The organism is Alcaligenes sp. AB3 (genome assembly GCF_031844565.1).
GTDB classification, from domain to species: domain Bacteria; phylum Pseudomonadota; class Gammaproteobacteria; order Burkholderiales; family Burkholderiaceae_B; genus Alcaligenes; species Alcaligenes faecalis.
Genome location: NZ_JAUZVM010000005.1, coordinates 108,466 through 128,704, shown reverse-complemented (window position 1 = coordinate 128,704; position 20,239 = coordinate 108,466). Strand labels below are relative to the sequence as shown.

The window sequence follows — 20,239 nt, the reverse complement described above, 5'->3', positions numbered from 1 at the left end:
AATATCCACAAATTATTCACTTTCTTATTAACCGCATATTTTCCTTGGTTTCATATTTCCATTTTTGGTTTAATCTATTTTGTTAATAAAATTGTGGATTTCTTTTTTATTCAGACCTGTGGATAAGTCGGGCTATCACGACTGTTATTGGTCTTCTTTGGTTCAAACAAAAATCTGTTTTTGTAATTCAGTGTTGTTGTTGTTTTTTTGGTTGCAATCTTTATTGTTATCTTCGAAAAATAAAAAAAATAGCAACCCTGTTTATTATTTTTAAAATCTGGCTGGATTGCTTTCTTTTTTATTTATCTTACTTTTATATAGACAGGTTTTTTTGATTAATGCTTTTCTAAAAAAAGCAGCAATTAATCAATAGGTTGAATTTTTTTATCTCTGTCCTCCAGTTTTTTCTTTGATTATCAATTGATTCCTTTCCGGGCTTTGTAGATAAAGTTCGCTCTTCTTTAATAAAAGAATGGCTTGGGGCAGAGCAATAAATATTGAATGATCAGGTTTAACGGTGGAACCTATCTGCCGACCCGACCCGACCCGACCCGACCCGACCCGACCCGACCCGACCCGACCCGACCCGACCTGGCGTGATGTGGAGTGGTGTGGCCAGCTACGGGCATATGGATCTGGATGTTTTTTCAGTATTGGATATAAACCCAGCTTCTTTCCTGGCCTGCTTCAGCTTCTTCAGCCTGGACATGCTTGATCGGGCCGTACTCAGTCCGGATGCCGAGCGTGGCTTTTTGGCGATAACGGGTAGTTTGTTTGGTCAGCTATCTGCTTTGACAGGACAATTTGCTCACCGTGGAACTTTCAGGGCGTTTGGGCCGACAAAGCCTTGGGTTTGAATTGCAGATCGCCGTCAAAGTAAGGCGGAACAGGCGTTTGCTTGCGTGCAAGGACAGCGTGCTGCTGCGCTGGTCGGTGGAATCATCCATTTATCTTTAAGGGGTATGTTTTTTCCTTGTGAGCAGCAGGGGTATTCTCCTGCTAGCCCGAGGCCTGTATCGCTATAAGAAATAGCGCGAAATCTCCCCTCATGTAACAATTGCCGCCAAGGCTGTTTAATCCTTAAGCATCGTCTCGCTACTCACCCCGTACTTCATGTCTCAACCGAATATCGAAGAAGCCGCTCAGGACTGGCACGGCTTGCTCCAGAAAGTGCCCCTGGCGGTCCGTGCTCATGTGCTGACTATCACTCAAGATAACCAGGACGAGCTTGCAACCCATTTTTATACGCATATGCTCAAGCACCCTGCCGCGCAGGTGTATCTGTCGCATGAACAGGTACACAAGCGTTTGCATCGTTCCTTGCGCAGTTGGTTGGTTCAGCTGTTTTCGGTGGATGAACACAGTGATATGCAGGATCAGGTCAAGCTGCAAAATCAGGTTGGCGAGGTCCACGCCCGGGTCGGGGTGCCAGTTCATCTGGTGCTGCGTGGTGCACGCTTGCTCAAGGGGCGTTATGCCCGTTTTTTATTTGAGTCTTCGACTATCAGCTCCGAGCAGGCCTGGGAGTGCTATCGCTATATTCAGAACTTTATTGATCTGGCGATGGAGCTGATGAGCCATGCCTACGCCAATTCGCGCGAGCGTAAATCCCGTGCTGAAGAGTCTTATCGCCTGTTTGCCATTGTGCAGAACGTGGCGGCCGAACGTGGCCGGCAGCGTGCCGCGCTGCTGGATTGGGAAAACCTCTTCATGTTTGCAATGGCGGTTAACAATGGTGTGACGCCAGCCCCGCGGATTGGGGACTCGGACTTCGGTATCTGGTTCAAGCATAAGGGCGCCCATGCCTTCCAGGGCACGGTAGAGAGCCGTGAGATCCTGGATCTGATGAACGTGATTGATACCGAGCTGATGCCAGCTTTTGAGCAAGGGGACGCGAAAGGGCAGATTCTGCGCTTGCACGAGCTGCGGGATCGAACCCGCGCGATTGGCTTGCATCTGGATCGCTTGTTTGAGCAGCAAAACGAGCTGGAGTCTGGCCGGGATGTGCTGACCCGTCTGCTAAGCCGCAAATACCTGCCTGTCGTGCTTAGCCGGGAAGTGGGCTATGCCCAGCACCGCGGGTCGCGTTTTGCCCTGCTGGCCGTGGATATAGACTTTTTCAAACGTGTCAATGACACCTATGGGCATGACGCGGGCGATCGTATCCTGCGCCAGTTTGCCGAGCTGCTTAGCAATAGCGCTCGTGCCGGTGATTATGTCTTCCGCCTTGGGGGGGAGGAGTTCCTGCTGGTACTGGTTGATGTGGATGCGGATGGAGCGATGCGTGCCGCCCGTAACTTGCGTCTTCGCATTCATGCAGAAACCTTCAGGGTTGTGGATGGAGAAAGCATGAACATCACGGCCAGTATTGGCGTGGCCTTGTATGATGGCCACCCCGATTACGAACGTACACTGCGCCGGGTTGACCGCGCCTTGTATCAGGCGAAAGAAGAAGGCCGTGACCGGGTCGTGTACGTTTGACCGGACAGGCTGATCCGCCCTTTTATGTCGTATGGCGGCAACCTGTGCTACAAGTGCGTATTGTTTTGTTCCTGCCAGTGTTTGGCGCCTGATTCTGGACTGTGCGTGGCCTTTGAAGCGATGCTCCCGGCCTGATGTGGTGCGCCAGACACAATTACATTGAATGGCATAGACGCTTTGGCCTCAGGCTGAAGCAGGATTTGTTTGCGAGCTGATTTTATGCATCCCCGTTTGGCTGTTCTTCCCCAGTACCTGCTTCCTAAACAGGCTCTGACCGAGTTTCTAGGCGGCTTGGCTTCCAAGCCCATGGGTGGGCGTACGACCTGGGCTATCAAACGCTTTATCGACCGCTACCAGGTCGACATGAGCGAGGCGGAAAACTCCGATCCAGCCAGCTACACCACCTTTAACGAGTTCTTTGGCCGTGCCTTGCGTCCGGGCGCCCGCCCTATCGCGGATACGGCACTGGTCAGCCCTGTCGATGGTGCGATCAGTCAGTTGGGTTTGATTCAGGGCGCGGAGGTGTTCCAGGCAAAAGGCCACAGCTACTCCACGACGGCTTTGGTGGGAGGCGATGCCCAGGAGGCTGCCCGCTATCAGGATGGGCTGTTTGCGACCCTGTACTTAAGTCCTAGCGACTATCACCGGGTGCACATGCCCTGCGCGGGTGTGCTCAAGCGCATGATTCATGTGCCGGGAGATTTATTCTCGGTCAATCCCACGACAGCGCGTGGTGTTCCCGGCCTGTTTGCCCGTAACGAACGTGTGGTCTGCTTTTTTGATTCCGAGCAAGGCCCTTTCGTCCTGGTGTTGGTGGGGGCGACGGTAGTGGGCAGTATGGTCACCGTCTGGCATGGTGTGGTGAATGCTGCGCGCGATGGCAAGATTCGCGAATGGAATTACGAAGGTCAGAATATCGTCCTGGAAAAGGGACAGGAAATGGGCCGATTCCTGCTGGGGTCTACCGTGGTGATGCTGTTTCCCAAAGAAAGCGCGTATCGCTTCGATCCAAGCTGGCACCCGCAAGGCGTGATCCGCCAAGGTCAGGCGATGGGCTATCAGGGCTAAACCCTGTTTCCCTGTGAATAAAACCTGTGTTCAAGTGGACACAGGTTTTTTTTTGGCCGTTCAGCGGTTAAAGGCAATCTGTATTCAAGATGTTTGTGGAGTGAGTATGAAAAGGTGGGGGACGATGGTGATCAAGATTTTGGTCCTGTTATTGGTCTTGGCAGTAGCGGCCTGGGGGACGCTGGCACTGCAATTTCAGCTGTCGGCAGGTCTGGGACGCTGGCTGGCATTGGCCGGCTGGATAGCGGTGGCGATATTGAGCCTGTATGCCCTGAGCAAGGGCAAGAACTGGCTCTTTGTACCTCAGGCGCTGGGCTTTCTGGTGCTGGTGGGCTGGTGGAGCAGTATTGCGCCCAGCAATGACCGGGAATGGGCACCTGATGTGGCCAGAATGAGCTATGGCGAGGTAAATGGCTCGATTGTGACCCTGCACAATGTGCGCGACTTTAATTGGCGCAGTGAATCCGATTTTGACGAGCGCTGGATAAAGCAGGACTACGATTTGCAGACGATCAAATCGGTAGATATGTTCCTGTCGTACTGGATGGGCCCGGTCATTGCGCACACCTTGGTGTCCTTTGGCTTTGAGGACGGTCGCCATGTGGTGTTCTCAGTAGAGATCCGCAAGGAAAAGCATGAGGCTTTTTCTGCCATCGGGGGCTTCTTCAAGGACTTTGAATTAAGCCTGGTTGCGGCGACCGAACAGGACATTGTGCGCACCCGCAGCAATACTCGTGGTGAGGACGTGTACATGTACAGCGTGAATTTAGACAAACCCGCCATGCAGGCCCTGTTCTTGTCTTATGTGGAGCAAGGCCAGCAGTTGCAGACCACTCCCCGCTTCTACAACACTTTGACGGCTAACTGCACCACTATTGTTTACGACATGGTTTCCAAGATTGTGGATGGTGTGCCTTGGGACTGGCGCGTGCTGGCCTCGGGCTATTTGGCTGAGTATGTGTACGGTCTGAATGCTTTGGCCCCAGGCCATAGCTTCCAGGAACTGAAGCGGCTGGGCTATATCAATCCCAGGGCTTTGTCGCAGCAGGAAGGGCAGGATTTTTCAGCCCTGATTCGACAGAATTTGCCTCTGGTAAAGCCTTTTTAAGGCTGTTTTAGGTGCTTTTGTTCCACGTGAAACATATGTTTTACTTTTTATGTTCTGATAATTAGATCGTTTTCAGAATGAGAAATAAACAAAAAAACCCATCATGTGAAAATAATGATGGGTTTTTTTTAGACTATTTTTCGTGCTTACAAGAATGGAGTTTGTATAGAAACAGTCCGTTTTTTCAATGACTGAGTTCTGCCAAGGCAGGCTCAAGGTGTGGCCCGCCACTGCACCAACTGTTCTAGTGTCATGGTGTTACCACCACACACAACAACCAGAATGTTTTTGTAAGGTGCCAGTGCCTCGTGGTCCAGGTACAAGGTCGACAAAGCCGCGCCGCATGCGGGTTCGACCAGGACGCGGTGGTCGGTCAGAAAACGCAAGCACGCGCTGACGGCCTGGGCATCACTGACCTGAATGCAGGTGGTGGGATGGGATTGGCTGATGGCATAGGCCTGGTCACAAACCCGTGGTGCCCCCAGCGAGGTGGCGACCCCGCTTACTTCGTCTAGCGTGATGTGCTGACGTTGTCGCACCGACTCGCCCAGGCTGGCCGTGCCCTCGGTTTCCACAGCAATAATGGTGGTCTTGTCCCAACCCTGTTCTCGCAGACCTTGCGCGACACCGCTTAGCAAGCCACCTCCCCCTACCGCCAGCAAGACGGCATCGGGTCGCACGCCCATTTGGGCGACTTCAGCAATCAGGCTGGCGTGGCCTTCCCACAGCAAAGGATCGTCAAAGGGATGAATCAGGGCATCGTCTTCTTGCACCAGGGTCAGTGCATATTCATGCGCTTCCTGCCAGTTCTTGCCCACCACGTGAAGCTCGGCTTTCTCCCGTTGAATCAAGCGTCTGGCGTGTTCGCTGGTGCTTTCGGGAACGACAACAACAGTAGGTATGGTCAGGCGGCGTCCCGCATAGGCAACGGCAATTCCCGCATTGCCGCCTGAAGAAATGATGAAGCGCTTCTTTCCTTGCTGGGCATGGTGCTGACACAAGTGGCCAATTCCGCGAATTTTGAATGAACCGTTAGGCTGAAGCGCATCCATTTTCAACCAAACTTGTTTACCAAGTGGATCGCTCAAGGCGTGTGAATAAATAAGTGGTGTCTCAAGGTGAAGAATCATTTCTTATCGTTCCAGATTTTATAGTGATCTGAGGGGGGCGCATGGGACGCTCAGAGCCCTGTTCACCACATTTTATCGGTCTGAAACTCGTGTGGCTAAAGTTCTTGGGCGGTGTTTTGTGTCTGTCAGAGCATGCAGGCAGAAAATTGTTTGTAAAGGATGTGTATATCAAAGCCCCCGGTTTTGTAACTGCGCTGGTTCCTGGCGCCAAGTTTCTTAATTAGCGTTTAATGTGAGGCAACTTACTATCTACCTGCTTGTCTGCACCTACTTACAATTTCGCTTCTTCCGGAGCGTAGTGTTCAAGCTAAATCAAGGGCTTATCTGATAAAATTCCAGACAAATCGCCCGACTCAAGACCCCTTTCCGCAGGGAATTCAGGCCCGGTCTTAAGCGTTTAATTTTAGGTGCATGATAAGCGCCAAAACTCATTCCAATCACTCGGGCCATAAAGCAGGGTTGTTTTTTGCTTTGCCTGATCGGAATAAAAACAATAATAACCAGAACTTATTTCTAGAAAAGACGCTGTTGTAGCGGCTCTTAAAGGAATAAAGATTTTGTTATGAAAACTGCCACCAGACCTGCTGATATTTATATGCGTTTTTTGCAGCTCGCCGATTCGCTGCATACCCTGCCTTGCCTGCCCTGCCTGGACCCGCTTGAAGAGCGCATCCTGGTGCTGGTTGCCAAAGCATCGAAAGACTGTTTGCGTTTGTCGGTACGCGATGTCATGGCCGTAGAGCGGCTGGGATCGCCCGCGACCATACACACCCGACTCAAGTCCATGCGTGAGAAAGGCTGGATCGTCCTCAGTGACACGGAGGACACACGCCGCAAGCAAGTCGACTTGAGCCAAGCTGCCCTGCTGCATTTTGATCGACTTTCTGCCTGTCTTTTAGAAGCGGCCAATGTCTGACTGCACAAATGACGCGCTGCGTCGTTGTGTGTAATGGCAGGACTGGAAAAATAAGCTTTGGCGCTTGCGCTAATAAGCTGGACGCGCTCGGGTCCCGATAATGGAATGCAAACAAGCGTTTGTCGAAAGCGTGCGCGTGCTCGGCGCTTAAAAAAACGAAATGGGCTGGCTGTATTAAAACAGGCCCCTATTCCATAGATTTACCTGCCTTCAAAGAGTCTATTTTTCTATACTGAGGACTCACCTTGAATTCCATGCCTGGAGGCAGAATGCGCTTACCTATCTATCAGGTTGATGCCTTTACTGACACCTTGTTTGCGGGCAATCCTGCCGCTGTCGTGTTGTTGTCCGAGTTTCCTGACGATGCCCTGATGCAGTCGATCGCGCGGGAGAACAATCTGGCTGAAACTGCCTTTCTGGTGCCGCAAGGCCCGGACTTTCGCTTGCGTTGGTTCACCCCCACGGTAGAGGTGCCCTTGTGTGGTCACGCTACCTTGGCCAGCGCTGCTGTCGTGCTGCAGCATATGCGGCCACAAGATAGCCAGGTGGTGTTTCACACGTTGAGTGGTGCCTTGACGGTGCGCCGTGACGAGGCAGGCTATGTCATGGATTTTCCTGCACGCCCGCTTACTCGTGTGGATGATGATCCCAGGTTGGAAAAAGCCTTGGGGACCAAGATTACGCAACTGTGGCGTAATGACTTTACCCATTTGGCTGTGGTGGAAACAGAGGAGCAGGTGCGACAGCTGCAGATAGATACGGCAGCCATGATGGCGGTCGGTTATGAAGGATGTATTGTGACTGCGGCGGGCTCGGGCCAGTTTGATATTGTCAGTCGCTTTTTTGCGCCCGGTCACGGCATTGAAGAAGATCCCGTGACGGGTTCGGCTCACTGTGCCTTGTTGCCTTATTGGGCGCCTCTTTTGGGAAAAAACCAGTTGCTGGCCTATCAGGCTTCCGAGCGCGGGGGCGTGCTGGACTGCACCTTGGATGGCGATCGCGTCTTTCTGAAGGGTCAGGCCGTCATGTATATGGAAGGCTATATACAGGTCGCTTAAGACAGTACTGAATGGTTTAAACAGGCACAGCGGCACGGTGCCTGTATTGGTAACGCATCTTCGCTTTTTTATCGTTCTGCCCTGTCAGCACTGTAGTCAGCAAGACTAGCCATGTATTTTTCGGCTTTCTTTATTGCGACTTTTTATGATTTTTTGATCTCTTATGATTCCTGTCGCTCCATTTTCTTTGGTTTTTTTGCTGATCATTACGCTTGGACCACTTGCATTGTTTATTGTGCTGGTCTGGGCTGTTTTGCTTTTAGTGCAGCCACAGCGCCGGGCAAACTTCAAGAAAAAACCCTGGCCAAGAATACTGTTTTTGCTTCCCTTGTTGGTATTGGCGGCTTATTACAGCGTTTTTCAATGGGAGAGCTACCAGTTTGAAAAAAAACAGCGACAGGAGCTGGCTAGCCGACAGCATGTTTTAAAAGAACCAGGCCGCTTTGCCGGTGTTGATATGCCCACTGGAACAGAGTTGGAGCTGAACGTGTGGGGCGACCCGGACAGCGTGTCATGGGCCCGTTTTCCAGAGGCGGTGATGGTGGGCAATGCTCCTGTGCTGTCCTTCGAGCGCCCCCGGCCCGACCTGCAAAACTCCAGCTGGAAATTGTATCTGGCAGGCGATACAACGCTGGAGGGTTGGCAGTGTGATGGCAGCCAAGTGCTTGAAATGGAACAGGATTCTACGGTGGATACCGGCTTTCGCTTTTTCAGCTGCTTTTTGAGTAAAGGGAACCGGATTACAGGCTGGAGCCCCTATGCGGCGGCTTCCAATATGAGTTCTGCTCCGGACTTCATTCTGGATTTGCCTGCTGGAACCTTGGTTCAGTCCCGACCCGACGGGACCTTGTACACCAATGGAGAGCGGGATCAGGATCGCTGGATGCTGCGCGTTGAGGCAGAGGGTTTACAGGTTCATGCCTGGAATTTGCCTTTGGAGCGTGCATATTTCTCAGTCGATAAAAATAAAGATCTTCTTTATCTCTCTCAAGCGCGATTGGCCCAGGAAATTCAATTCGGTGGATTTACCTATCCCGCTGGTACTCGGGTGTCCACACCCAACTATCGTTTTTACCCGCAGTGGCCTCTTTTATTGAAAATGGTATTGCCGGCCGGTGAGGATTCGGATCAAGGTAAAGAACAATTCCACGAGTTGCCTGGTGGCCAGATTTTGGACGGATTTCACTAGTTAACGGCCCGACCCAGGCTTTTTTTACCTGTAATCTGCATTTTTTTTGTAGTGAGTGTAATTAAATAAGGCGAATTTGTTTTGATTGGCTCAATTTGAGTTAATGTAAGCATTTGAAGCGATTGTATAAAATAAAAACGCATCGTTTTCAAAAGTAGGCAGCTAGAGAGTGGGTGGCTACTGGTTTCCTTTCCTGAGGTTTTGGTGCTGAGCGGCAGAAACATGCCGCCATTCGAGACCTCCCTATTGCTGGCGTGACTGAACAAGGTTAGATGCCGCTATGACGACATATCAAGGGGAGCTGCTGGAGCATACGCAGGCTCACGCACAGGCTGCGTATTGGTTTACTCGCTTGAATTCCGGCGAAGCGACTGCAGCCGAATTACGGGAATTTGAGGATTGGCGTCGTGACAATCCTGAAAATGAACGTTCATATCGATACATTTGTTATTTTTGTGACGCCAGCCTGGATGCGCCCGAGCATGAAATTCGCCGTTTATTGGCCAGCTCGGGGGAAAAGGCCGCCTTGCTCAAGCCTTATCACCGGGGTTTGCTGGCTGGCTTGTTTGTTTTGGCTCTGGCCCTGACCGTGTTTTTCTCCTGGCCGGAGCGGGTGCTGCGGCAAGAGCATCTGGTATCAGGTGCACAAATGCTGGAGCAACGCTTTGTGGATGGCGCTGTGGTACGACTGGGCCCCGATTCGGCTCTTGAAATCCGCGAGTACGAGGACAGGCTGAATTTGCAGCTGTTACGCGGCCAGGTCACGTTGCTGCTGGCTGACCCCACACAAAAGAGCGTGACGGTCTTTACCAGCTTTGCACAGGCACGTAGCAACAAAGGGCAGTTCTCGGCCTTTCTGGACAGCGATCATATGAAGTTTGCCGTGGATACTGGTTCGGTCGAAGTCTCCAGTGGAACATGGTGGCGCCGACAGATTCGGGTTTTGATTCCCGGTCAGTATATTGATGTGGATCGATGGTCTGGCATGAAACGGGTTCAACCCGCTCCTGCATCTCCCAATGAGGCCGACTAACAGTCGGCCTCTTGCATTTCAGGATGGTTAGAACATCCAGTTCAGGAACAATTTACCGTTTATATCGGCACGGCTATCTCCCAATAAACGGGTACTGGCTGACAGCCCTAAACGCAGACGCTCGGATTGCTGCAAGCTGATGCTGGTTCCCAGCGACAAGGCATGGCGATCCACTCGCGCATAACGCCCCTCAAAACCTACCGATTGGGCACTGGCAAAAGCCGCTTCCTGAGTCTGATTGCGGCTTAGCAAAGCCTGCTCCCAAGCCACTGAGAAGGATGTTTGCAGTTGGCGATTCTGGCTTAAATCCCAGTTCTGACGCAGGGCCAGGCCCACAGAGGCCTGCAAGGCGTTTTGACGGCTGGAGTCCAGGCGCAGACGGCTGGCGGCATCGCCACTTTCTTCCAGCCCTGGGCGACGGTAATGGAGGTAATCCAGAGCCAGAACCGGCCCGATGCTGCCGTTTTCGCCCAGTGCCCAGTTATAGCCAGTCTGTACCCCCAGCGAGACGGTATGGCCAGTCCAATCCGACGCAGGGCGCGCCTGATAGTCCACGAAGCTGATATTGCGGTTCATCTTCCCCTGCTCAATACCCACACGTAATTGAGCCAGACCGGTCCAGCCTTCCTGGCTGTAAGCACGATAGCGGGCATGAACACCCAGGCCCAAACCAGTCAGCTTGCTCTTGGCCTGGAACGGAGCGTCGACATTGACGCGCTGCTCGTTGGCATTGCCGTGCACGCCCAGGCTCCAGTCACTGCCTTCAGCGCGGTGTTCTGCTCCCAACATCACTCCATAGGTTTCGCTGCGGTGATCAACATCGTTGCTGCCCAGTTGCCAGTGATAGCGGCCGCCATAGGTCTGGATGAAGCTTTGCCAGCCGCTCTTGTTGATACCGTCGGTTTGGCGCAGTTGTTCGGATACCAATTGCTCGCGACGCAAGGAGGCGGCGGTTTGGGCGGCGTAGGAACCAGCGCTTAGCTGATCCAGGGCCAGACCAATATCGCTGCCATCTGCACGCGAGAAATCCATGGCTTGATACACGGCCGCCAGGGACTGATTACCTGCGGAAGCCTGTGCCAGGCTGGTACCAACAGCGGCGGCATTGGGCGATGCTGCGTACTGGGCATACGCATTCTGATTACGGCTGACAGTCCAGCCATTGCCTGTACTTTCTACATTCAGGGTGGGGGATGTCAGCGTGGCATTGAGCGCAGCAAACTGCCCTTGTGTCTGGCTGGCGGTGAACACCTTGTCCTGATTCAATGTCCAGCCGTTTTGATACCAGTCTGGCTGCAGATCCACGGTCAACTCGCCATCGAGCTGAGCCAGGCCCTGCACATCAACATGATCATTCTGGGTGGTCGAGGCCTCCACTAGCATGCGGCCATCGGCACCTTGGACAAAATTGCCCTTGATCGTCATGTTCCCGTAGGAGTTCCCGGGGCTGAGTGTGCCGTTATTGGTGAAGTTGTATTCAGGGTTGAGGGTGAATTCGCTATTGCCATACAGGGTCGCGCCCTGATCCACGCGCAAGCCGTACAGCTCATGCTGGCCATTCAAGGAAGTGGCGCCCCCGGCAATGACGACCGCCAGATTGTTTTGGCCTTTGATATTGCCGTCATAACGCATCTGGAAGTCGGGGTCAGCCGCATTGGTAGCACGGCCATTTTCATCGGCTTTTTGACCAAAGCTGATGCGGGTCAGCAACAGTTGCTGGTCGGCGTCGCGGCGGTTGTAATCCGAGGTAATGTCACCTGTGATTTGTGCGCCCTGCAGAATATTGATGTTCTGTACCCAGGCATTGTCCGCGATATGGATGGCCGCCTTCTGACCCGACAAGGTGCCGGACAAGTCGTAATTGCTGACCAAGGCACCTTGCAATATTTCCGGTACAGCGCGTAGCTGGCCTTTAGCCATGAGCATCCAGGAGCCGTGATATTCATCGTCGCTGCCCATGGCGTTCTGGCCGAAATCAAACAAGGCCCCGACGCCATCCTGGCCATCTGCCCGGACCTCACCTTGCTGGACAATATTGTGATGGCGGCCATAGCTGAACTGCAGGCCACGACCATACCAGCCGTGGGCATGAATACGCGTCGCCTCGGGAATGATGAGCGTGTTTTCGCTACCGTCCACACGTACACCTACCCCCCCTGGCCCGGCTGTCAGCAGATCCGCCGCCTGGCGAATGAGGTTGCGTTCGCCATAAATGTGCAGGCCCAAGCCTTGTGTGGCCATGTTGTATTGACCAGGCAGGTAGGCCGTGCCGTCTTCATTGCGTGCAAAGTAGCCATTGGTATTGTTCAGGGTGACGTTGTCCCCATAGACCGAATAGCCAAAGAAGTTGCGGCGATCAATGCTCAGCCCGATATCCTGCAAGGCGGCAATTTCGGCCTCCATCAGATTCACGTAATTGCGATAGGTCTGATGGCTCATCAAGCTGTTGCGCAGCTCGGTGTGGCTCATGTAGTTGCGGTCCACTCCATCCTGGGGCTGGTCGTGGAAGTTCAGGATGCTGACGGGAATGCCCGGCATAGCGCCATTCAGAACTTCCTGTACGTGATCGCCGGTGAAATAGCCCTTGTCCTGGCGCAGGTCAAAAGCGGCAGGATCATATGGATTGGTGCAGACCGAGCACAGGATTTTCTGCCCGGGGCTGGGGGCTCGACCCTGGTCATCGCGCAAGCCCAAGGCCCAGGGGCTAAGGTCATCCAGGAAGAAGGGATCGGGTGGATCAAAGCTGTTTTCAGGCAGGTTGTCTGTGACGGTATTGCTGATGCCCAAAGCATGGGCCAGCTCGTGGAAAATCACTGCGTTGTAGTCAGCCTTGCCCGTCAAGGGCAGTTGGCTTGGGTTGACCGGAGCCGTATCCAGATCAAGCTTGCCGACGCTGATAACGGCATCGGGGTTAGTCGGATTGCCCTTGAAGATTCCCTGCAAGCGTGCTTGCAAGGCCGAGATGGTGAAGTTGGGGTGATCAGGGCTCTGGAGTGATGCACCGTAGGCATTGGCGTTCTCGTCATTCATGGTGCCCAGGTTGATCACAGCCGGTGTGTAGCCCGCCGGCAGATTCAGGATTTCGGCCCAACGCTCCAGTGCGGCACGGATTTTCAGCCGACCATTCTCGTCAATATTCCAGGGGGAAACGCGTGGAGTGGATTGATCCGACGTATCGTAACCGCCATCATCAGGGCCATAGATTCTCAACTCAAAGGCTTGTTGACCTTGTTGGTTCAGAATGAATTCTGTCTCGTAGGCATAAGCGCTGCTGGCCCAGCTCAGGGCCAACAGGGTGTGGCCTAGTAGTGCTTTGATCTTGAAGTCCATGGGGTTCAGATAAAGAGAAGACGATGGTTAGGGGGGGGGGGGCACTTTTCGTATAAAAGTAAATAAAAGTGTCTTTTCTTGCTACTTATTTCTGAGCTGTGCCGAACAGCTGAGTAAAAGGCGCAACACTTGGTGCACACATCACGGTAAAGAACTACCGGGTTTCAGCCGTAACCCTCTAGGGGATGATGTGTACAAGAGAGGAAAGTATGACCATAGAGATCAGTGGACAGGGTTTAATACATAGACAAACTATGCCTGTGACCGAAGCGTTAAACGCGTCGGCCATGACGCCCCCTGTGGTGCCCGAGCAGGAAGAGTCTGGTTCCATAGACGCATCGGGACGTATCAAGGTGCACCTGTCTCCCATGGGAAAAGATCTTTCCTTGACCAGTCAGCAAGCTCAAAAAAAAGGTCGCGACAAGGACATCGATGACAGCTCCTTGCCTGACGGCGTCAAGGACATACTTAAACGTATCCGCGACCTGAAAGAGCAAATTCAGCAAAAATTGATGGAGTTGCAGCGTATCCAGGCCAGCGATAAAGGTAGTGAAGCGGAAAAGAAACAGGAGCTGGAGCGCGTGCAAGGCGAGCTGACCAGTTTGAACGGTGCTCTGTCCAGTGCCCACGCCATGTTGAACAAGGTCATGGACGACATTGAGCTGGATGGAGATAGCCGTATGGAAGTGGCAGATTTGTTGATGAAGTAAGAAGCCGTTCGACTGGCTTCGGGAGCCCTTGGGGCGCGGGTGGTTTGTTCGGGCGTCAGCCTGTGTGAACCATTGACTGCGCCCTTTTTTGACTCTGGGCAGCCAGGGGCTGCCTTCACTGATGCTCAGGGCTGGTTGGCTACCGTCAAAGCCTGCGTAATTTTGTAGTTGAGCTGATGTGGAGACATCAAATCGGCTGTGACGGGTGCCTTGGTGTGAATGATGTAGGCAGTCGAGGGGTTCAAATCAAGGCAATACACCACCAGCGAGCCGGCTCCCATGGGGGCTGTGCCAATATAAACCCCTAACTGATCGTTGGCTCTTGAGTCATTGCGCTGCTGATAGCCCTCCCCGGCGGCTGTTTGCTGGACCGTATCCAGGCACTGGGCCACGCTGAGGCGGGAGATGGAACGCTGTTCTGCCTCCAGTTCCAGAGGCCGCAGTTCCTGAGCCTGTGCTGCCCACGCGCCATGAAGCAAAGCTGCCATCAGAACCCACTTGTTGAGTGTGTGCATGATGCCCTCCCGCAAGAGACGATGGAATGTCCAGCATAGTCCTGAACGCTAAGGGCGGGCTTTGATAGGGTTTAATTCAGGGATGAATTTCGGGTTTTTACTGAGGTGGGGGCCTGTTAGCAATAGCCGGGATAGGGCATGTATCCGGACGTCGGCCTGAAGAAGGTTTCAGGCTTTTTTCCTTTAGCTGCTAGTGTGGCTCCTGGCTTTTCTGCTTGTGGGTTGGAAGTTTCCCTGTTTGTTTCAGCAGTTTCTTTTCTTCTGTTTTGACGCGACGTTCCAGCTTTTTAATATCTTCCTCGGCAGGGAGCTGCTCAGGCCGGATACCGCGCTGACCCAGCATATCGCGCACGCTGCGGTTGTTTTGTTCATGCTCACGGGTGATCAACATTTCACCATGCAGTTGCTCTTGCGTGACGTTGTGGTTTGTCATCTCCGTGGCAAGGTTCTTGGCGGCAATGGTTAGTGTAGGCAGAAAGTCAGCCAAGGGGCGGGTTTGAGTAATACCGTAGCGGTCTTTCATCATCTGGGTGGTGTGCCCACCAAATAGTGCCGCATCCCCTTTGGATCGGATGCGGCCAAAGCCTTTGTCGTCTACCCCATGTTCATAGAGGTTTTGCGATAGCGTCCTTTCGGACTCGCGAAGGCGTTCGCGGGCATCCAACCTGGCCTGCAGACGCATGCGGTCTTCAATCAACTCCTGCTTGCGGGTTTGAATGGCGAAGTAGCTTTGAGCAAAGGCAATGGCCGGCTTGCGTGGGTCGCCGTTCTGGGCGATGAGGTAGCAGGCATAGCGGGTGAGCATGATGTCTTCAACTGAGCGCTGTCCGCCTTTGCCGATTTCGATCATTTTCGTGACGCCACGAAAATGATCAGCCTCGTCGTAACCTGTTGTTTTACAAGACTCTACCGCCCTATCTATCGCTGTCTTGAAGTTCTCCCAGCGCACATAGCCCAAGGGCTCCATCAAGTCGCGAGCGAACCAGAACTCCACGCCTTCCTCTGGGATGGTGTGGCTCAAGTCGTCGAACTGGCTTGTCAGCTGTTTGATGTCTTGGGATTGCATTCGGTGTCTCCGGGTTGTGTGGCACTTGCCATTACGTCGCTAAAAGCCTTGCCAGGTTTTTGGGCGAGTGCGATGAGACACCGAAGATGTTCAGGCCTGCATCACTTCCCAATACAAAAACTGGAGAAAATCTCCCCCAGCAAATCATCGCTGCTGAACTCGCCGGTAATCGAGCACAGATCCAGATGCGCCAGGCGCAGTTCTTCTGCAAACAGATCCAGCACCTGATCGCTGTGTGTGGCGTGTTCTGCGGCCAGGCCCAGGTGGTACTCCGCGCGCTCCAAGGCCCGCAGGTGTCGTTCTCGCGCCAGCCAGGGGGACTCACTGCCGGGGTTCCAGCCTGCGATATCCAGCAAGGTGCGGCGCAGCGTGTCCAGGCCGATATCCTTACGGGCAGAAATTGGCAGCACAGTGGCGCCACTCTCTTGTGCGGGCAAGGCGGCCTGTTGCTCTGCTGTCAGCAAGTCTATCTTGTTATAGACGCGCAGCACGGGTACGTGTGATGGCAGGCGAGTGGTAATGGCACTGTCCAACTCGTCTTGTGGGTTACGTGCATCGAGCAGGTGCACGATCACGTTCGCCTTGGCGATTTCGTCCCAGGTACGGGCGATACCGATGCGCTCCACGGTGTCCTCGGTTTCACGCAAGCCGGCGGTATCCACGATATGCAGCGGAATGCCATCAATGTGGATCAGCTGCATGACGCGGTCGCGGGTGGTGCCGGCAATATCGGTCACGATGGCCACATCTTCACCAGCCAGGGCGTTGAGCAGGCTGGATTTACCCACATTGGGCTGGCCTGCCAGTACAACGTGCAGGCCCTCGCGCAGGATCGCCCCCTGACGCGAATGCTGCAGGATGCGTTCCAGCTCGTCCTGTATGCCTTGCAGGGTGGCCGCAGCCTGGTATTTTTCCAGAAAGTCGATTTCTTCTTCGGGGAAATCCAGCGTGGCTTCTACCAACATGCGCAGGTGAATGATGCGGTCGGCCAGGGCGTTGACGTTGTTGGAAAACACGCCGGACAGGGAGGCGACGGCACTGCGGGCCGCGGCTTCCGAGGAAGCGTCAATCAAGTCGGCCACGGCCTCGGCCTGGGCCAGGTCCAGTCTGTCGTTCAGGAAAGCGCGCTGGGTGAATTCTCCCGGCTCGGCCAGGCGCAGGCCCTGATCTTTACCTGCTTCCAGGCAGCGATCCAGCAGGCGGCGCAGAACAGCCGGGCCGCCGTGGCCTTGCAGCTCCAGCACGTCTTCGCCGGTATAGGAGTGCGGGCCTTTAAAGAACAGTGCAATGCCCTCGTCGATTGCCTCACCTTGTGCATCCTTGAAGGGCAAAAAGTGCGCATGACGCGCTTGCAGCGTACGGCCAAACAGGGTCTGGATCAGAGTATCAAGCTCTTTGCCAGACACGCGGATGACACCAATACCACCCCGGCCGGGGGCGGTGGCAATAGCCACAATAGGGGAAGAACTGGACATGGGCAGATCGATCAAAGAGGCGGGACAGAGCCGTATTGTAATGGAGCTGGTGGATGGTTCGGGCTTGGCACACTCGCCCTTGTTGGTATCTGAAACGCTTGTGTTTATATACCTGTGGCCTAGGCTCTTGAGAATCAGGCAATCCAGCAGACATCTGGGCTATCTAACCGGGGCCAGAGCAAATAAACAAGCGCTTTGGTCTGTCACCAAAGCGACTGAAGCCAGCCGTCTGTGCCTCTTGAACCTAGTGATTGTTCACACAAACCACCAGAATCTCCACGCTCTCCCCGTGCTCACACAGGTACAGGTGGCCCAGATTGCTTTTGAAGTAGATGCTGTCGCGCGCTTGCAGCACATGGCGGCGGCCGTCCTGGAACTGCATGGTCAACTGCCCGTCAATCACAAAAATGAACTCTTCGCCTTCGTGCTGGCTGAAGTCGCTGGCATCGCGCGGCTTACCGGCCAATACACGGCCGTGCATGGGCGTCATTTTCTTGTTGATCCATTCCGATGCCAGCATGCCGTACTCATAACGATGAGCATGGTAAGTCACGGTGCGCGAGGCCCGTCCCACCAGAATATCCATGCCGGACTCGTTCTGATCGCGTGGCGTCTTGAACAGGTCGGACAAATCCATTTTCAAGGCCCGGCTGACGGCCAGGAATTTCTCGTAGCTCAGGCCAATCAGGCCGCGCTCTGCCTTGGACAGGGTGGACAAAGACACATTGGATAAGCGTGCCAACATCAGCAGAGTCAGGCCCTGTCGTTTGCGTTCATCACGTATGCGCGCCCCCATGGCTGTTTTGCTCAATAAGTTGGGGGCGGTGTTGGCTAAGTCTTTTGTCATAACCTAAAGAAGTAATAAACCATCTTCTTATAAATAATATTAATTTTCTTATAAGAAAACTCTGTCCTATTGTATAGAACTACACGCTTTACGCTGGGAGAAAGAAGGCATGACTGCGTTGTTTGATCCTACTGCTTATCCCTCTACCTCGGTGGAATGGATACAAAAACTGATTGCTTATGATACGACAAGCCGGGAATCTAACCTGGAACTGATTCATGACGTGCAGGCCTATTTGCAGCAGCAAGGGCTGGAAACCGTGCTGACGCATGATGCCAGCGGCCGCAAGGCCAATCTGTTCGCCACGATTCCGGCAGCTGATGGCACACGTACTGGTGGCATTGTTCTGTCGGGCCATACCGATGTGGTGCCCGTCGACGGTCAGAACTGGAGCAGTGACCCCTTCAAGGCCGAAATCCGCGACGATCGTCTGTATGGCCGCGGCACTTGCGACATGAAAGGCTTTGTCGGTGTGACGCTGCAATTGGTTCCTGAAATGCTGGCGACCAAGCTGGCCAAACCCATCCACCTGGCCTACTCCTACGACGAAGAGGTCGGTTGTGTCGGCGCGCCCGTCATGATTGATGATCTGGTTCGTCGTGGCGTGAAACCCGAAGGCTGCGTAGTGGGTGAACCCACCAGCATGCGCACCATCGTGGCGCATAAAGGCATTAACGCTTATCGCTGCCGCGTACATGGTCATGCCGCTCACTCTTCGCTGACCCCCAAGGGTGTGAACGCGATTGAACATGCGGCACGCATCATTACCGCCATCCGTGATCTGGCCGACGACTACAAGAGCATGGGCCCCTACGACCACGATTTCGACGTGCCCTTCACCACCTTGCAGACCAGCATGATTCGGGGCGGTATCGCCTTGAATACGGTGCCTGATCTGTGCGAATTCGAGTTTGAATACCGCAATCTGCCCGGTGTGGACCCCGAGCCGATCTTGCAGGAAATCCGTGAATTCATCGATCTGAAAGTCCTGCCTGCCATGCGCCGCGAGCATCCCGATGCTTTGGTGGAACTGGAAAAGCTGGCCAGCGCCCCCGGTCTGAATCCCGAAGAGCAAGCCGCCATCACCAAGCTGGTGCGCGAACTGACAAGGGACGACACGGTACGCAAAGTGGCCTACGGCACCGAAGCAGGTCTGTTCCAGCAAGCCGGTATCCCTTCGATTATTTGTGGCCCCGGCAATATCGAGCAGGCCCACCGCCCCGATGAATACGTGGAACTGGCCCAGGTGGAACAGTGCGAGCAGTTCTTGCGCGCCCTGATTCGCAGCCAGGCCGTGGCCTCTTAAAAACAGACAAACAGGTTTCAACGCAAACCCATGACAACAGAAAAAGTTACCAAGGAAAACGTGGTGCAGGCGCATGAGCGTCTGCGTCCCTATGTGCGCCAGACGCCCGTGTTCGATTACCAGACCGGGCGTCTGGACAGCGCCGTCAATTTCAAGTTCGAGCATCTGCAGGCCTCGGGTACCTTCAAGGCACGCGGTGCTTTTACTAACTTGCTGAGCTTGTCCGAAGAGGCTCGCCAGCAAGGGGTGACCTGCGTTTCCGCAGGTAATCACGCTGTCGCTGTGGCCTACGCCGCCCATCAAATGGGGGTGAAAGCCAAGACCGTGATGATCAAGACCGCCAGCCCGGCCCGCGTAGCCTTGTGCCGCGAATATGGGGCCGAGATCGTCTTTGCTGATAACGGCGAGCAGGCTTTTGAGCTGGTGCGCCAGATTGAAAAGGACGAACAGAAAACCTTTATTCATCCGTTCAGTACCTACCCCACCGTGCTGGGAACCGCCACGCTGGGCTACGAGTGGTTGCAGCAGGCTGGCAAGCTGGATGCTGTGCTGGTGCCGATAGGAGGCGGTGGCTTGGCCGCGGGAGTCTCGGCAGCCGTCAAGCTGTGGCAGCCGGATTGCGTGGTCTATGGTATCGAGCCCGTGGGCGCGAACGTCATGGCACTAAGCCGCCAGGCTGGCGAGCCGCAAAAAATCGGTGCCATGCAATCCATCGCAGACAGTCTGATGGCCCCGCATACGGACGAGTTCAGCTTCCGCGTGTGTCAGGACAATATCGACACTCTGGTGACGGTCAACGACGACCAGATCCGCGCTGGCATGCACTTCCTGTTCAACGAATTCAAGATGGCCACTGAACCGGCTTGCGCGGTGGCGACAGCCGCCTTGATGTTCCCCTTGCGCAAACATCTGGCCGGGCAACGAGTGGGCGTGCTGTTCTGCGGCTCCAACACGGATACCGACACCTTTATCCGCCATATTACCACGCCACTGGCGCAAGGCTAATC

Annotated in this window: 17 protein-coding genes; 11 read left to right on the top strand and 6 right to left on the bottom strand. The window is 54.0% G+C overall.

The annotated features are described in order from the left end of the window. Nucleotides 1–629: 629 nt before the first annotated feature. The 4 genes from Q9R35_RS12735 (at nt 630) to Q9R35_RS12720 (ending at nt 4,657) form a co-directional block, all read left to right on the top strand. Entirely contained in the window at nt 630–857 is a 228-nt protein-coding gene (locus tag Q9R35_RS12735; RefSeq protein ID WP_252605768.1) for a hypothetical protein, read from the top strand. 256 nt (nt 858–1,113) lie between these two features. Continuing rightward, entirely contained in the window at nt 1,114–2,481 is a 1,368-nt protein-coding gene (locus tag Q9R35_RS12730; RefSeq protein ID WP_311219952.1) for a diguanylate cyclase, read from the top strand. Between the two features lie 219 nt (nt 2,482–2,700). Then, nucleotides 2,701–3,549, top strand: a complete 849-nt coding sequence (gene asd / locus Q9R35_RS12725) for an archaetidylserine decarboxylase (RefSeq protein WP_045930441.1) — start codon at nt 2,701–2,703, stop codon at nt 3,547–3,549. 124 nt (nt 3,550–3,673) lie between these two features. Continuing rightward, on the top strand, nt 3,674–4,657 hold the full coding sequence (locus Q9R35_RS12720; protein WP_311219951.1) for a DUF4105 domain-containing protein: 984 nt from the start codon (nt 3,674–3,676) through the stop codon (nt 4,655–4,657). Between the two features lie 212 nt (nt 4,658–4,869). Here the strand turns inward: Q9R35_RS12720 and Q9R35_RS12715 are convergent, their stop codons facing one another. Continuing rightward, entirely contained in the window at nt 4,870–5,787 is a 918-nt protein-coding gene (locus Q9R35_RS12715) for a pyridoxal-phosphate dependent enzyme (protein ID WP_311219950.1), read from the bottom strand. A gap of 562 nt (nt 5,788–6,349) precedes the next feature. On the opposite strand from Q9R35_RS12715, the gene Q9R35_RS12710 reads away from it, so the two are divergent. The 4 genes from Q9R35_RS12710 to Q9R35_RS12695 all read left to right on the top strand — a co-directional run bounded on the left by Q9R35_RS12710 (nt 6,350) and on the right by Q9R35_RS12695 (nt 9,983). After that, a complete protein-coding gene (locus Q9R35_RS12710) occupies nt 6,350–6,703 on the top strand; it encodes a MarR family transcriptional regulator (RefSeq protein ID WP_021447165.1) in 354 nt (117 codons plus the stop codon). A gap of 269 nt (nt 6,704–6,972) precedes the next feature. Further along, the gene (locus tag Q9R35_RS12705; RefSeq protein WP_311219949.1) at nt 6,973–7,761 is read left to right on the top strand and encodes a PhzF family phenazine biosynthesis protein; all 789 of its coding nucleotides are present in this window, start codon (nt 6,973–6,975) and stop codon (nt 7,759–7,761) included. 163 nt (nt 7,762–7,924) lie between these two features. After that, nucleotides 7,925–8,950: a hypothetical protein gene (locus Q9R35_RS12700; RefSeq protein ID WP_311219948.1), complete on the top strand. Its 1,026-nt coding sequence runs from the start codon at nt 7,925–7,927 to the stop codon at nt 8,948–8,950. Between the two features lie 280 nt (nt 8,951–9,230). Beyond that, nucleotides 9,231–9,983: a DUF4880 domain-containing protein gene (locus Q9R35_RS12695; RefSeq protein ID WP_042485171.1), complete on the top strand. Its 753-nt coding sequence runs from the start codon at nt 9,231–9,233 to the stop codon at nt 9,981–9,983. 27 nt (nt 9,984–10,010) lie between these two features. Here the strand turns inward: Q9R35_RS12695 and Q9R35_RS12690 are convergent, their stop codons facing one another. Next, nucleotides 10,011–13,313, bottom strand: coding sequence for an autotransporter domain-containing protein (locus Q9R35_RS12690; protein ID WP_311219947.1), 3,303 nt, complete (start codon nt 13,311–13,313; stop codon nt 10,011–10,013). A gap of 254 nt (nt 13,314–13,567) precedes the next feature. On the opposite strand from Q9R35_RS12690, the gene Q9R35_RS12685 reads away from it, so the two are divergent. Beyond that, nucleotides 13,568–14,023: a hypothetical protein gene (locus tag Q9R35_RS12685; protein ID WP_052362946.1), complete on the top strand. Its 456-nt coding sequence runs from the start codon at nt 13,568–13,570 to the stop codon at nt 14,021–14,023. A gap of 125 nt (nt 14,024–14,148) precedes the next feature. On the opposite strand, the gene Q9R35_RS12680 is transcribed toward Q9R35_RS12685, so the two are convergent. The 4 genes from Q9R35_RS12680 to Q9R35_RS12665 all read right to left on the bottom strand — a co-directional run bounded on the left by Q9R35_RS12680 (nt 14,149) and on the right by Q9R35_RS12665 (nt 17,926). Beyond that, nucleotides 14,149–14,538, bottom strand: coding sequence for a DUF6180 family protein (locus tag Q9R35_RS12680; protein WP_042485165.1), 390 nt, complete (start codon nt 14,536–14,538; stop codon nt 14,149–14,151). A 190-nt stretch (nt 14,539–14,728) separates the two neighbouring features. Then, nucleotides 14,729–15,604: a DNA damage-inducible protein D gene (gene dinD, locus Q9R35_RS12675; protein WP_311219946.1), complete on the bottom strand. Its 876-nt coding sequence runs from the start codon at nt 15,602–15,604 to the stop codon at nt 14,729–14,731. A gap of 101 nt (nt 15,605–15,705) precedes the next feature. Then, nucleotides 15,706–17,079, bottom strand: a complete 1,374-nt coding sequence (gene mnmE, locus Q9R35_RS12670) for a tRNA uridine-5-carboxymethylaminomethyl(34) synthesis GTPase MnmE (RefSeq protein WP_042485159.1) — start codon at nt 17,077–17,079, stop codon at nt 15,706–15,708. 244 nt (nt 17,080–17,323) lie between these two features. Beyond that, the gene (locus tag Q9R35_RS12665; protein WP_233249576.1) at nt 17,324–17,926 is read right to left on the bottom strand and encodes a helix-turn-helix domain-containing protein; all 603 of its coding nucleotides are present in this window, start codon (nt 17,924–17,926) and stop codon (nt 17,324–17,326) included. Between the two features lie 109 nt (nt 17,927–18,035). On the opposite strand from Q9R35_RS12665, the gene argE reads away from it, so the two are divergent. Both argE and Q9R35_RS12655 read left to right on the top strand, forming a co-directional pair. Then, nucleotides 18,036–19,232: an acetylornithine deacetylase gene (gene argE / locus Q9R35_RS12660; RefSeq protein ID WP_035274907.1), complete on the top strand. Its 1,197-nt coding sequence runs from the start codon at nt 18,036–18,038 to the stop codon at nt 19,230–19,232. Between the two features lie 30 nt (nt 19,233–19,262). Next, nucleotides 19,263–20,237, top strand: a complete 975-nt coding sequence (locus Q9R35_RS12655) for a threonine/serine dehydratase (RefSeq protein WP_086060683.1) — start codon at nt 19,263–19,265, stop codon at nt 20,235–20,237. Nucleotides 20,238–20,239 lie beyond the last annotated feature (2 nt).

Bases quoted from the DNA above. Each gene is read 5' to 3' on its own strand.
- Q9R35_RS12715 (WP_311219950.1), bottom strand. From the start codon at position 5,787: ATGATTCTTCACCTTGAGACACCACTTATTTATTCACACGCCTTGAGC.
- Q9R35_RS12720 (WP_311219951.1), top strand. From the start codon at position 3,674: ATGGTGATCAAGATTTTGGTCCTGTTATTGGTCTTGGCAGTAGCGGCC.
- Q9R35_RS12730 (WP_311219952.1), top strand. From the start codon at position 1,114: ATGTCTCAACCGAATATCGAAGAAGCCGCTCAGGACTGGCACGGCTTG.
- Q9R35_RS12705 (WP_311219949.1), top strand. From the start codon at position 6,973: ATGCGCTTACCTATCTATCAGGTTGATGCCTTTACTGACACCTTGTTT.
- Q9R35_RS12685 (WP_052362946.1), top strand. From the start codon at position 13,568: ATGCCTGTGACCGAAGCGTTAAACGCGTCGGCCATGACGCCCCCTGTG.
- Q9R35_RS12700 (WP_311219948.1), top strand. From the start codon at position 7,925: ATGATTCCTGTCGCTCCATTTTCTTTGGTTTTTTTGCTGATCATTACG.
- mnmE (WP_042485159.1), bottom strand. From the start codon at position 17,079: ATGTCCAGTTCTTCCCCTATTGTGGCTATTGCCACCGCCCCCGGCCGG.
- Q9R35_RS12735 (WP_252605768.1), top strand. From the start codon at position 630: ATGGATCTGGATGTTTTTTCAGTATTGGATATAAACCCAGCTTCTTTC.
- Q9R35_RS12710 (WP_021447165.1), top strand. From the start codon at position 6,350: ATGAAAACTGCCACCAGACCTGCTGATATTTATATGCGTTTTTTGCAG.
- Q9R35_RS12655 (WP_086060683.1), top strand. From the start codon at position 19,263: ATGACAACAGAAAAAGTTACCAAGGAAAACGTGGTGCAGGCGCATGAG.
- Q9R35_RS12695 (WP_042485171.1), top strand. From the start codon at position 9,231: ATGACGACATATCAAGGGGAGCTGCTGGAGCATACGCAGGCTCACGCA.
- Q9R35_RS12680 (WP_042485165.1), bottom strand. From the start codon at position 14,538: ATGCACACACTCAACAAGTGGGTTCTGATGGCAGCTTTGCTTCATGGC.
- asd (WP_045930441.1), top strand. From the start codon at position 2,701: ATGCATCCCCGTTTGGCTGTTCTTCCCCAGTACCTGCTTCCTAAACAG.
- argE (WP_035274907.1), top strand. From the start codon at position 18,036: ATGACTGCGTTGTTTGATCCTACTGCTTATCCCTCTACCTCGGTGGAA.
- Q9R35_RS12665 (WP_233249576.1), bottom strand. From the start codon at position 17,926: ATGACAAAAGACTTAGCCAACACCGCCCCCAACTTATTGAGCAAAACA.
- dinD (WP_311219946.1), bottom strand. From the start codon at position 15,604: ATGCAATCCCAAGACATCAAACAGCTGACAAGCCAGTTCGACGACTTG.
- Q9R35_RS12690 (WP_311219947.1), bottom strand. From the start codon at position 13,313: ATGGACTTCAAGATCAAAGCACTACTAGGCCACACCCTGTTGGCCCTG.